This is a genomic window from Pseudomonas retamae (genome assembly GCF_043496865.1).
GTDB lineage: Bacteria > Pseudomonadota > Gammaproteobacteria > Pseudomonadales > Pseudomonadaceae > Aquipseudomonas > Aquipseudomonas retamae.
This window is the reverse complement of sequence record NZ_JBIEIL010000010.1, coordinates 26,873-39,402: the sequence shown is the minus strand read 5'-3', so window position 1 is coordinate 39,402 and position 12,530 is coordinate 26,873. Positions and strand designations below refer to the sequence as shown.

At 60.1% G+C, this 12,530-nt stretch carries 11 protein-coding genes; 4 read left to right on the top strand and 7 right to left on the bottom strand.

Going from position 1 to position 12,530, the window contains the following annotated elements; all coding sequences use genetic code 11:
- Positions 1-396 precede the first annotated feature (396 nt).
- The 4 genes from nirB to cobA are packed head-to-tail and all read left to right on the top strand — an operon-like array spanning position 397 to position 6,638.
- Positions 397-2,850: a nitrite reductase large subunit NirB gene (nirB, locus tag ACGSLL_RS19605; protein WP_394507598.1), complete on the top strand. Its 2,454-nt coding sequence runs from the start codon at positions 397-399 to the stop codon at positions 2,848-2,850.
- Complete coding sequence (gene nirD, locus ACGSLL_RS19600) at positions 2,847-3,164, top strand: nitrite reductase small subunit NirD (protein ID WP_394507597.1); 318 nt, start codon at positions 2,847-2,849, stop codon at positions 3,162-3,164. The genes nirB and nirD overlap by 4 nt, the downstream gene beginning before the upstream one ends.
- Positions 3,164-5,878, top strand: a complete 2,715-nt coding sequence (locus ACGSLL_RS19595) for a nitrate reductase (RefSeq protein WP_394507596.1) — start codon at positions 3,164-3,166, stop codon at positions 5,876-5,878. The genes nirD and ACGSLL_RS19595 overlap by 1 nt, the downstream gene beginning before the upstream one ends.
- Before the next feature lie 13 nt (positions 5,879-5,891).
- Complete coding sequence (gene cobA / locus ACGSLL_RS19590) at positions 5,892-6,638, top strand: uroporphyrinogen-III C-methyltransferase (protein ID WP_394507595.1); 747 nt, start codon at positions 5,892-5,894, stop codon at positions 6,636-6,638.
- A 75-nt stretch (positions 6,639-6,713) separates the two neighbouring features.
- Here cobA and ACGSLL_RS19585 read toward each other — a convergent pair whose 3' ends face one another.
- The 7 genes from ACGSLL_RS19585 to ACGSLL_RS19555 all read right to left on the bottom strand — a co-directional run bounded on the left by ACGSLL_RS19585 (position 6,714) and on the right by ACGSLL_RS19555 (position 12,385).
- A complete protein-coding gene (locus ACGSLL_RS19585) occupies positions 6,714-7,748 on the bottom strand; it encodes an OmpA family protein (protein WP_016773833.1) in 1,035 nt (344 codons plus the stop codon).
- A gap of 107 nt (positions 7,749-7,855) precedes the next feature.
- Positions 7,856-8,446, bottom strand: coding sequence for an RNA polymerase sigma factor SigX (sigX, locus tag ACGSLL_RS19580; RefSeq protein ID WP_011333251.1), 591 nt, complete (start codon positions 8,444-8,446; stop codon positions 7,856-7,858).
- A 90-nt stretch (positions 8,447-8,536) separates the two neighbouring features.
- Positions 8,537-9,361 (bottom strand): mechanosensitive ion channel family protein, encoded by an 825-nt coding sequence (locus tag ACGSLL_RS19575; protein WP_007944522.1) that lies wholly within the window; start codon positions 9,359-9,361, stop codon positions 8,537-8,539.
- A gap of 2 nt (positions 9,362-9,363) precedes the next feature.
- Positions 9,364-9,612: a CrfX protein gene (locus ACGSLL_RS19570; protein WP_090282551.1), complete on the bottom strand. Its 249-nt coding sequence runs from the start codon at positions 9,610-9,612 to the stop codon at positions 9,364-9,366.
- Between the two features lie 63 nt (positions 9,613-9,675).
- Positions 9,676-10,671, bottom strand: a complete 996-nt coding sequence (locus ACGSLL_RS19565; RefSeq protein ID WP_394507594.1) for a zinc transporter ZntB — start codon at positions 10,669-10,671, stop codon at positions 9,676-9,678.
- A 22-nt stretch (positions 10,672-10,693) separates the two neighbouring features.
- Entirely contained in the window at positions 10,694-11,185 is a 492-nt protein-coding gene (rraA, locus tag ACGSLL_RS19560; RefSeq protein ID WP_332761697.1) for a ribonuclease E activity regulator RraA, read from the bottom strand.
- A gap of 210 nt (positions 11,186-11,395) precedes the next feature.
- Complete coding sequence (locus tag ACGSLL_RS19555) at positions 11,396-12,385, bottom strand: alpha/beta fold hydrolase (protein ID WP_394507593.1); 990 nt, start codon at positions 12,383-12,385, stop codon at positions 11,396-11,398.
- Positions 12,386-12,530 lie beyond the last annotated feature (145 nt).

The following is a 12,530-nucleotide window of genomic DNA, read 5'->3' as shown; positions in this document are numbered from 1 at the left end:
GCTCGCTCCCACAGGGGTTTTGTGAACGATACACAACCCATGTGGGAGCGAGCCTGCTCGCGATGACGCCAGATCCGACACTGCAAATCTCTCCGCTTGAATGCGCCACGAACGAGCAACACGCCTCCAATCGGTGCAGAAAACGCCCTCCATTTTCAGCCAATCCCCAATAAACCCGCCATTCCCCAAGTTGGCACAACCACTGCATTACCCCATTCAACACACACATAAAGCCCAACCTTCAACGACGAAGGCTGGGTTCCCCGAGAGAACGGGACCAGGACAAAGGCGTCCTCGCTAGGCAACTAGCGGGACGCCTTTTTTTGTTTGCGCAAAATTTGTCGAGCACGGCCCGACGGCCCAACAGAGGCCCGCCGCAGCTCCCCGGAGAACCTGATGAAAAAACTCAAACTGGTGATGATCGGCAATGGCATGGCCGGGGTTCGCACCCTCGAAGAGCTGCTGAAACTGAGCAACGAGCTGTACGACATCACGGTCTTCGGCGCCGAACCGTACACCAACTACAACCGCATCCTGCTGTCGCCAGTGCTGGCCGGTGAGCAGACCTTCGAAGAGATCGTACTCAACGACCTCGACTGGTACCTGGAAAACAACATCAAACTGCTGCTCAACCGCAAAGTGGTGGAGATCGACCGGGTCAAGCGCCGGGTGATTGCCGAGGACGGCAGCGAAGCCGAATACGATCGCCTGCTGATCGCCACCGGCTCGACGCCGTTCATCCTGCCGATCCCCGGCAACACCCTGCAGGGCGTGATCGGTTACCGCGACATCGCCGACACCCAGGCGATGATCGACACCGCCAAAACCCATAAGCACGCCGTGGTCATCGGCGGCGGCCTGCTCGGCCTCGAAGCGGCCAACGGCCTGATGCTGCGCGGCATGCACGTCACCGTGGTGCATCTCGGTGAATGGCTGCTGGAGCGACAACTGGACAAGACCAGCGGCCAGCTTCTGCAATCGGCGCTGGAATCGCGCGGGCTGCATTTCCGCCTGTGCGAACAGACCCAGGCCCTGCATGACGCCGGCAATGGCCGGGTCGGTTCTGTGCAGTTCAAGAACGGCGACATCATCCCCGCCGATCTGGTGGTCATGGCCGCAGGCATCCGCCCTAACACCGAACTGGCGGAAAAGGCCGGCATCCCGTGCAACCGCGGGATTCTGGTCAACGACACCCTGCAAACCTACGACCCGCGTATCTATGCGATCGGCGAATGCGCAAGCCACCGCGGCATCGCCTACGGCCTGGTCGCGCCGCTGTTCGAACAGGCCAAGGTCTGCGCCAACCACCTCGCGCAATTGGGTTTCGCCCGTTATCAGGGCTCGGTGACCTCGACCAAACTCAAAGTCACCGGCATCGACCTGTTCTCCGCCGGCGACTTCATGGGCGGCGAAGGCACCGAAACCATTACCCTCTCCGACCCGATCGGCGGCGTGTACAAAAAACTGGTGATCAAGGATGACGTGCTGGTCGGCGCCTGTCTGTACGGTGATACGGCAGATGGCGGTTGGTATTTCCGGCAGATTCGTGAGAATCACGCCATCGGCGAGATCCGCGATCACTTGATGTTCGGCGAAAACGCTTTGGGCGACGTAGGACATCAAGGCCAGGACAAAGCCATGGTCATGGCCGACAGCGCCGAGGTCTGCGGTTGCAACGGCGTGTGCAAAGGCACCATCGTCAAGGCAATTCAGGAACACGGCCTGTTCAGCGTCGACGAAGTGAAGAAACACACCAAGGCTGCCAGCTCCTGCGGTTCCTGCGCCGGCCTGGTCGAGCAGATCCTGATCAACACGGTCGGAGGTGCGGCGGACGTCAAACCGAAAAGCGAAAAAGCCATTTGCGGTTGCAGCGATCTCAACCACGGCCAGATCCGCCAGGCGATTCGCCAGGAGCATCTGCTGACCATCGCCGAGACCATGAGCTACCTGAACTGGCGCACGCCCAACGGCTGCGCGACCTGCCGCCCGGCGCTCAACTACTACCTGATTTCCACCTGGCCGGGCGAAGCCAAGGACGATCCGCAATCGCGCCTGATCAACGAACGCGCCCACGCCAACATTCAAAAGGACGGCACCTATTCGGTGGTGCCACGGATGTGGGGCGGCGTGACCAATCCTTCAGAGCTGCGGCGTATTGCCGATGTGGCTGACAAGTACAACGTGCCGATGGTCAAGGTCACCGGCGGTCAGCGCATCGACTTGCTCGGCATCAAAAAGCAGGACCTGCCCGGCGTGTGGAAAGACCTCGACATGCCGTCCGGCCACGCTTATGGCAAATCCATCCGTACGGTGAAGACCTGCGTGGGTAGCGAGTTCTGCCGCTTCGGCACGCAGAATTCGACGCAACTGGGCATCGACCTCGAGCACGACCTGTTCAACATGTGGTCGCCGCACAAGGTGAAGCTGGCAGTGTCCGGTTGCCCACGCAACTGCTCGGAAGCGGGCATCAAAGACGTAGGAATCATCGGCGTCGACTCCGGCTGGGAGATGTACATCGGCGGCAACGGCGGGATCAAAACCGAAGTTGCCGAGTTCTTCGTCAAACTGAAAACCGCCGATGAAGTACGCGAATACAACGGCGCCTTCTTGCAGCTGTACCGCGAAGAAGCCTTTTACCTCGAACGCACCGTGCATTACCTGCAACGGGTCGGCATGGAGCACATCAAGAAGAACGTGCTCGAAGACGCCGAGCGGCGCAAAGCCTTGAACGAGCGCCTGCAATTCTCCCTGTCGTTCGAACAGGACCCGTGGAAAGAGCGTCTGGCGCAGCCGCAACTGAAGAAAGAATTCGATGTGATCCCCGTGAAAAACCTGGAGGTGCCGGCATGAACTGGCTCGATATCTGTGGCCTCGACGAGATCAATGCCCTCGGTTCGCGAATCATTGCCGGGCCGAAAGGTGACATAGCGATTTTTCGTACCAGCGACGATGAGGTTTTCGCCCTCGACGACCGCTGCCCGCACAAGGGCGGGCCGTTGTCGCAAGGCCTGATCTACGGCAAACGCGTAGCCTGCCCGCTGCACAACTGGCAGATCGACCTCGAAACCGGCGAAGCCCAAGCGCCGGATATCGGCTGTGCCCATCACCATCCGGCGCGGGTCGAGAATGGTCGGGTGCAACTGGCCCTGCGGGACGCCATCTGATGAACCGCCAGACGACCGCCTCGACCTGCTGCTATTGCGGGGTCGGCTGCGGCGTACTGATCGAGCATGACGGCGAGCGCATCCTCGGCGTCAGCGGCGATCCGGCGCACCCGGCCAACTTCGGCAAACTGTGCAGCAAAGGCTCGACCCTGCACCTGACCGGCGACCTCGCCGCCCGCGCGCTCTACCCGGAGCTGCGTCTGGGCAAAGGCCTGGCGCGCAGCCGCACAGACTGGGACACCGCGCTGGAACACGCGGCCAATGTTTTCGCCGACACCATCGCCGAGCACGGACCGGACAGCGTGGCGTTCTATATCTCCGGGCAGTTGCTCACCGAGGATTATTACGCCTTCAACAAACTGGCGCGGGCGCTGGTCGGCACCAACAACATCGACAGTAATTCACGGCTGTGCATGTCTTCGGCCGTGGTCGGCTACAAACGCAGCCTTGGTGCCGACGCGCCGCCGTGCAGTTATGAAGATCTGGAGCTGAGCGATTGCGTGATGATCGTCGGCAGTAACATGGCCTACGCCCATCCGGTACTTTTCCGCCGGCTGGAAGAAGCCAAAGCGCGGCGCCCGCAGATGAAAGTCATCGTCATCGATCCGCGGCGTACTGACACCTGTGATCTGGCCGACCTGCACCTGGCGATTCTGCCGGGCACCGATGTCGCGCTGTTTCATGGGATTTTGCACCTGCTGCTGTGGGAAGACTGGGTCGACCGCGATTTCATCAAGGCACACACCGAGGGTTTGGCCGAACTGAAAAATCTGGTCCGCGACTACACTCCGCAAATGGTCTCGCAACTGTGCGGCATCAGTGTCGAGCAATTGCAGCAGTGCGCCGAATGGGTCGGCACGTCCCCGAGCTTTCTGTCGCTGTGGTGCATGGGCCTGAATCAGTCCACCGCCGGCAGCGCGAAAAACAGCGCGTTGATCAATCTGCACCTGGCCACCGGGCAAATCGGCCGGCCGGGCGCAGGACCTTTCTCCCTGACCGGTCAGCCGAATGCCATGGGCGGGCGCGAAACCGGCAGTCTGTCGAATCTGCTGCCCGGCCACCGCGACGCGGCCAACCCGGCGCATCGCGCTGAAGTGGCGGAATACTGGGGCGTAGAAAATTTGCCGGAAACGCCCGGTCTCAGCGCCATCGAACTGTTCGAGAACCTGCGCAGCGGCAAGGTCAAGGCGCTGTGGATTGCCTGTACCAACCCGGCGCAATCGATGCCGGACCAGAGCGCGGTGCGCGCGGCCCTTGAGGCCTGCCCGTTTGTGGTACTACAGGAAGCGTTTCGCACCACCGAAACCGCCGCCTTCGCTGACCTGTTGCTGCCCGCCGCCAGTTGGGGCGAGAAGGAAGGCTCGGTGACCAACTCCGAGCGGCGCATTTCCCACGTTCGCCAGGCGATTCTCCCTCCAGGCGAAGCACGGCCGGACTGGGCGATCACCGTGGATTTCGCCCAGCGTCTGGAGCAACGTCTGCGTGCGCAGCAACCGAGCCTGTTTGCCTTCGCTGAGCCGGCGCAATTGTTCGATGAATTCAAATGCCTGACCCGTGGCCGCGATCTCGATCTGTCCGGCATCAGCCATGCGCTGATTGACCAGATCGGCCCGCAACAGTGGCCGTTCCCGATCGGTGCCCGGCAAGGCACGTCACGCTTGTACACCGACGGGGTTTTTCCGACCGCCAGCGGTCGCGCGCAATTCATCGCCGAGCCGTACCGTGCCGCCAAGGAGCAACGCGACGCGCGCTTCCCGCTGACCCTGCTCACCGGGCGCCTGCGCGATCAGTGGCACGGCATGAGCCGCACCGGCACCGCTGCGCAACTGTTCGGCCATGTCAGCGAAGCCGTGCTCAGTCTGCATCCCGACGAGATGCGCCGGCACCGTCTGCAACCAGGCGATCTGGTCAATCTGAAAAGCCGTCGCGGCGCGGTGATTGTCGCCGTCAGCAGTGATGACAGCGTGCGTCCCGGTCAGGCGTTTTTGCCGATGCACTGGGGCGATCGTTTTCTCAAGGGCGGTGTGAACAGCCTCACCCAGCCGGCCTTCGATCCGTTATCGAAACAACCGGAACTGAAACACAGTGGCGTACGCCTGGAGCCGGTCCATCTGCCATGGCAGCTGTTCGCTTTGATCGAGGGCGATGTGCAGCGGCATTTCGAGACGCTACGGACGCTCTGCGAGGCGTTTTCCTACGTCAGCCTCAGCCTTGTCGGACGCGAACGTCCGGCGCTGCTGATACGCGCTGCCAGCCACGAGGCGCCGGATGCGCCATTGCTCGCGCAAATCGATCAATGCCTGGCATTGATCGACGGCCCGGTCCTCGCCTACGACGATCCACGCCGCGCGATTGGCAAGCGCGTGCGCATCGAGAACGGCCGGATTACCGCGATTCGTCTGGCCGGCGAAACCCTCGCGCAACATTGGCTGCAAGGTTTGTGGCTGGAGGGTCGTGCCGACGAACAACTGCGCCGCTGGTTGCTGGCGCCGATGAGTGCGCCGCCGGGCAATGCCGGGATGCAGGTGGCAGCAAACAAGACTTTGTGCAACTGCAAAAACGTCAGCCTCAACGCCGTCTGCGCTGGCATTCGCCAGGGTCTGGATCTGCAGGGTCTGAAAAATCAATTGGGCTGCGGCACGCAATGCGGCTCGTGCGTCCCGGAAATCAAACGCCTGCTGGCCGCCGATGTGCAGCCGGCCGCCGCCATATGATGAGGAAAACACCATGAATGCAAAAGTCTGGCTGGTGGGTGCAGGTCCTGGTGATCCGGAATTGCTGACCCTCAAAGCGGTACGCGCGTTGCGCGCGGCCGATGTGGTGCTGATCGATGACTTGGTCAACGAAGCGGTGCTGGAACACTGCCCCGACGCGCGGATCATCAGCGTAGGCAAACGTGGCGGCTGTCGCTCGACCCCGCAAGCGTTCATCCACCGGCTAATGCTGCGTTACGCACGCCACGGCAAATGCGTGGTGCGGCTCAAGGGTGGTGATCCGTGCATTTTCGGCCGTGGCGGTGAAGAAGCACAGTGGCTGCGCGAGCGCGGCGTCGAGGTGGAACTGGTCAACGGCATCACCGCTGGCCTGGCCGGCGCCACGCAATGCGATATTTCCCTGACCTTGCGCGGCGTCGCCAGGGGCGTAACGCTGGTGACCGCGCACACTCAGGACGACAGCCAACTGAACTGGCAGGCACTGGCACAGAGCGGGACGACGCTGGTGATCTATATGGGTGTGGCCAAACTCGGCGAGATTCGCGAGCAACTGCTGGCCGGAGGGATGGCGGCGGAGACGCCGGTGGCGATGATCGAGAATGCTTCACTGCCGCAGCAGCGCGAATGCCGCAGTGACCTGAGCGCCATGAGTGAGGATGCCCGGCTGTTCGAACTCAAAAGCCCTGCGATTCTGGTGATCGGGGCAGTCGCCGCGACTCAGTCCGCGCAGTACGATCTGCCTTCGATGGTGACGGCCTGAGCAATCCCCGCCTCGGCAAATCGCAGACAAAGAAAAGCCCGGCCTAAGCCGGGCTTTTCTCAGAGCGGCAGCTAATTACTTAGCTTGAGCTTCAACCTGCGCTTCTACGCGACGGTTAACAGCACGGCCAGCGTCAGTTTTGTTGTCAGCAACTGGGCGGGATTCGCCGTAGCCAACAGACTGAACGCGGGACGATTCAACACCGTACTGGTTGGTCAGAACTTGCTTAACGGCGTTTGCACGACGCTCGGACAGTTTCTGGTTGTAAGCGTCAGGACCGACGGAGTCAGTGTGACCTTCAACAGTAGTGGTGGTGGATGGGTACTGCTTCATGAAGTCAGCCAGGTTCTTGATGTCGCCGTAGCTGTTTGGCTTGACGACCGACTTGTCGAAGTCGAATTTCACGTCCAGCTCAACACGAACAACTTCAGCAACTGCTGGGCAGCCATCAGCGTCAACAGTTACGTTGGCTGGGGTGTCCGGGCACTTGTCAACGTTGTCGCAAACGCCATCGTTGTCGCTGTCGGAGCAGACTTCAGCTGGTGCTGGAACTGGAGCAGCAGCAGGCTTGGAGCCGCCACCGAAGTTCACACCGATACCGACGCTAGGAGCCCACTCGGTGTCGCCCTGGTCGATGTTGTATTGAGCTTCAACGCCAGCACGGGCGTAGAAGTTCTCGGTGAAGTACAGCTTGGCACCGCCGCCAACGTTGGCGAAGGTGGAACGGTTACGACCGTTCGAACCGTTCTGGTCGATGCTCTGGTCAGAGAAACCGGCCGAAACGTATGGACGAATCATGTCGCCTGGGTTGTTGAAGTGGTACAGAGCGTCCAGAGCGGTGTTAGCGCCTTTGACGTTCTTGCCATCGTCGGCACGTACGTTGTGCACTTCGTCGTAGCCCAGACGCAGTTCTACGTCGTCGGTCAGGAAGTAACCGATCGAACCGCCGAACAGGTTGCCGTTGTTCTTGAAGTTACGAGCGCTGTCGAATTGTTCTTTCTTAGCGAAGCCTTCGATTTCAACTGCGCCTTGGCCTTGTGCCAGAGCGCCGAACGAAGTGGCGGCAATCAGAGAACCAATGGCCAAGCCCAAGGTGTTTTTCAGTTTCATCCGTTAAATCCCCATCTGGTGATTGTGAAGCAGTCCCGCAAACCGGGGGACAACTCGGCGGCAAGTCTATCAGAACTTGCCTACACGTAAGAGATATTTGCGCTGAACTAAGTTTCAGCAATGCCTGCAAATTTCTCACGCAATTTATCTAGAGCGCGTTTGTAACGCATTTTTGTCGCACTCAAACCCATGTGCATGATGTCTGCGATCTCCTGAAACTCCAGCTCTGCGACAAATCGTAGCACCAGAATTTCGCGGTCAATCGGATTCACATACACCAGCCAGCGATCAAGCCCACCCTTCTCCTCCGGTTTCGGCGCCTTTTCTTCAGACGCTTCTTCAAGAGGGTCGAGGCTGAGAGCGTCCATCAAGCGACGCTTACGCCGTTCCTTCCGATACTGCGTGATGCATTCGTTGTAAGTGATGCTGTAAAGCCAGGTTTTGAACTTCGATTTCCCCTCGAAGTTCTTCAGGCCATACAGCACCTTCAGCATCACTTCCTGACAGACATCGTCTGCGTCGCGATCGTTCCCAAGATATCTCGCACAGACATTAAATAATGTTCGCTGGTAACGCCGCATCAACTCTTCGTAGGCGCGCGTTACGTGAAAAAGCTCGGTGTGCGAGCGCGCGACCAACTCCTCATCAGAGAGCTCGCGGGGGTCGTAGCGCGTGGATAGCGTTTGGGCTTTATTCAAAACAAGTCGTGCCGACAGTCAGGTCAATGTCCACCGCAGCCAGCCTCGGCTGGCATTTTGCGGCGGCATACATTAGCAGGGTTTGCCGGTTTAGCGGCTACTCACATGCTGTTCCAGCAGGATCCGATTGGAGAGAGAGACTAGCTCACCCTCATCGGTCAGCAATGTGGTTTTAACCGTGCCGATCTCTTCGATCTGGCCTTCGACCTCGCCAACACGCACTTGTTGCCCAACCTCGTACAACTCACGCACATAGATTCCCGCAAGAATCTGACCGGCAATTTCCCGGCTTCCCAAACCCATGGCCAGCGCAACGGCCAGACCAACGGTAATCAATACGATCACAATCACGTGGTTCAGCAGGTCGGTCTTGACCTCGAGCTGACTGATCGCCACCGAGATACTGATGATGATCACCAGCCCCTGCGCGATACGCCCCAGCCCCGAAGCGTAGTCCAGGCCTACGCCTTCCGCCGCCCCGCGCACCAGGCCATTGGCCAATTGCGCGAGCAACACACCGACCAGCAACACCAGCGCGGCGCCGAAGACTTTCGGCAGATACAGCGCCAGCATGTCCAGCGTAGCTGAAACTCGCTCAAGGCCAAGGGATTCTGCTGCAGACACCAGGAAAATCAGCAGAACGAACCAGTAAACGATTTTACCGATCAGGGTCGAGATCGGCACCTGCAGCCCGGCACGCGACAACAGCTTGGTCAGACCGGTGCCGCCCATCAGGCGATCGAGGCCCAATTTGGCCAGCAGCTTGGAGAGCAAGGTGTCGAGCAGCTTGGCCACGACGAAACCCAGCAGCAGCACCACCAGTGCGCCGAACAGGTTCGGTATGAAATTAGCGACTTTGGTCCACAACGCAGTCATTGCAGTGACGAGGCTCTGAGTCCAGAGATCAAGTTCCATATTCAATCAGCCTTATCAGCAGTGCGAACAGCAGGTTTACGAAGACGGGAAACCGGCGAGACATGCGCCGAGCCATTGTTCAGGGCGATCATCAGCGCGGGCAGCCAGCGGCCCAGCAGGCTGAACAGATCACCGGCGCCGACCTGGCGGTTGGCGGTTTTGAGTACGCGGCCCAGGCAAGCGTCGTCGTCGCGGCTGGACGGCGAGGCGTTGAGCATGTCGCGCAAAGACTGTTCAAACGGATCGTGCATACGCACCTCTCGTGATGTCTGTGAAAGACGCGGGCAAATTTGGTCGGGTCACATGCGGCCTCTTCAAACCCAGCGCAAACGTCGGAACAACCACCACTGACCGAAGGCCAGGGCAAGCACCGTCGAGCATGCGATGAGGAAACCGTACGGGCTGCTGGCGAACGGAATTCCGCCAACGTTGATGCCCAGAAGACCGGTGATAAAACTCATCGGCAGGAAGATGCAGGTGATGATGCCGAAGCGGTACATGGTGCGATTCATGTGCACGTTCAGACGCCGGTCCTCAGCCTCCAGCACAAGCCCCACGCGCTCTCGGGTCAATTCCAGCTCTTCCAGATAGCGGGTCAGGCTGTTGTTCAGTTCGTTCCAGTAATCGGCATCGTCTTCAACGAACCACGGCAGCTTTATGCGCGTCAGCTGGCCAAAAATATCCCGCTGTGGAGCGAGAAAACGCTTGAGCCCGGCCGCCCGCCGACGGATGTGCAAAACCGAGCCATGCTCGGGGGTATACCGTTCGTCGGCATCCATTTTTTCTTCTTCCTCATCGGCGATTTCCGAGAGGCAAGTGACCAGATCCTGCACTTTATTGGTGAGGAACTGCGCCAGATAGAGGATGAGTTCTGATGATGTCTTCGGGCCTCTGCCGTCAGCCAATTGCCCAAGCAATTCATCGGTGGCCCGCAGTGGCCGCAAACGCAGGGAGATCACCCGCTGAGCAGAAGCAAAGATCCGCACCGACACCATGTCTTCCGGCTCGGCACCCGGATTGAGATTGACCCCGCGCAAAAACAGCAGCAATTCGGAGTCGGGCAGCGGCAACAGACGCGGGCGGGTGTTCTCTTCCAGCAGCAGGTCGCAGGTGAACTCGTTGAGTCCGCTGGATTTGCGCAGCCAGGTCTGGGTCTGCGGATGGCTGCGATCCCAATGCAGCCACAGGCTTTCGTGAGCCTGCAGCTGCAGATCGTCAAGCTCCGTCCGGGCTATCGAACGCGCACCACCCTTGCCGTCCAGCACCAGGGCATGCACCAGCCCCCACTGCGCGTTTTCTTCCTCGAACATCTGCATCCCTTTGTCGAACAGCTTATTCAGGCATCTGCAGCGGACTCGGCGAAACGATCACGCCGTTGTTGTCCGCATAGATATAGTGGCCCGGATGGAAAGTCACGCCGGCGAAGGTCACCGCGACGTTGAGGTCGCCGATGCCGCGCTTTTCGGTCTTCATCGGGTGGCTGGCCAATGCCTGCACGCCGAGATCGGTCTGGGCCAGAACATCGACGTCACGGATGCAACCGTAGATCACCATGCCTTCCCAACCATTTTTCGCAGCCTTTTCGGCAATCATGTCGCCCAATAGTGCACGGCGCAGCGAGCCACCGCCATCGACCACCAGCACTTTGCCGGTGCCGTCGAGTTCGGCCTGCTCCTTGACCAGCGAGTTATCTTCGAAGCATTTGATGGTCACGATTTCGCCGCCGAAGGAATCACGGCCGCCGAAATTGCTGAACATCGGTTCCAGCACCTGCACCAGCTCCGGGTAGGCGTCGCACAGGTCAGGCGTAAGGTAATGGTTCATCGAAAAACTCCTGTAAAAAGCAAGACGATCAAAGATGCCGCATTCTGATGAGACGAGTCCGGCCAGTCGCTGTTTACCTTAGCCCACGCCATGGTCGCTGAGCGAACCTGAACACAGCCTGAAACGTAATCGCTAAACAGCCACAAAATATGACCAGAACCGCACAACGCGTCATATCTTAGCCGCAAGCCAGGCTTAACGGAACGCCCCTTACACCGCCGTGGCCAGATCCGCCGCTTGCGCCAGCAATGGCGTCTGCTGATCATTCAGCCAGCGCGCCACCAGCGGCCACACTTCGGTCTGCGCCGCTTTGCTCACCAGCATTTCGACATGGCCAAAATTGTCGCCGAAACCTTGCTCGCGCCCCAGATTCACGAACTGCTTGTGCTCGGAGCCGATCTGCTCGAACAGCTTGCGACAGGCCCACGCCGGGTCCTGATGATCGCCCGCCGCCGTCACCGCCAACACCGGCACCTGAACATCGGCGAGCCCGGCCCACCAATCCTTGTCCTTGTCGCCAAAGCGGCCGAACAAGCCGTACCAGCGCATGCTTTCGATGGCCAGGCCGATCGGCTCGTCTTCCGGGCCCCGCCGCAAACGTGAACCGGACAACTGCGCGAAACGCTTGAGAATGAAGCGACTGCCCCACTCCAGCGGCGGAATCTTCAGCGGCCAGTACGTGCGGCTGACCTGCGTGCCGAAAAACGCCGCCGACGCCACCGCCGGTTCGCCGAGATATTCGCCACCCAACGCCGCCGCCAGGGTGATGCCGCCCAGCGAGTGGCCGATCCAGTGCGGAATCTGACCGCTCTGCTCACGGACGAACGCGGCAATCGCCGGCAGATCGTAACGCGCATAATCGGCGACCCGGTTGCGCCGATAGTCCTCGTTGCGCTGCGACAGACCGTGGCCGCGCATCTCCGGAATCCACACGTCGAAGCCCAGCCGCGTCAGGTACGCGCCCAGGCCCAGACCTTTGGGGGAAAACCAGAAACGTCGATTGGAAAAACTGCCGTGCAGCAAGATCACCGGCACACCACGCGGCGCCGAGTCATCGGCCATGCCCAGGCGGGTCACGGCGATTTCCACGGACCAGTCGGGGCTGTTGCCGGGTTTGAGTCGATACACATCTTCGCTCAGATCGTCGCGCCGTTCGGCGCTGATCAGGGCGACAGGAAACAGGTTGCTGCTGCTTTGCATAATGCTCTTGCACAAAAAAGGGCGGCATCTACTAGAGCCCGCCCTACTTCAATCTCAAGGCCCGGCCCATGTGGGAGCGAGCCAGCTCGCGAAAGCGGTGTGTCAGCGAACATCCATGGCGGATGTTGCTCCGTCTTCGCGAGCA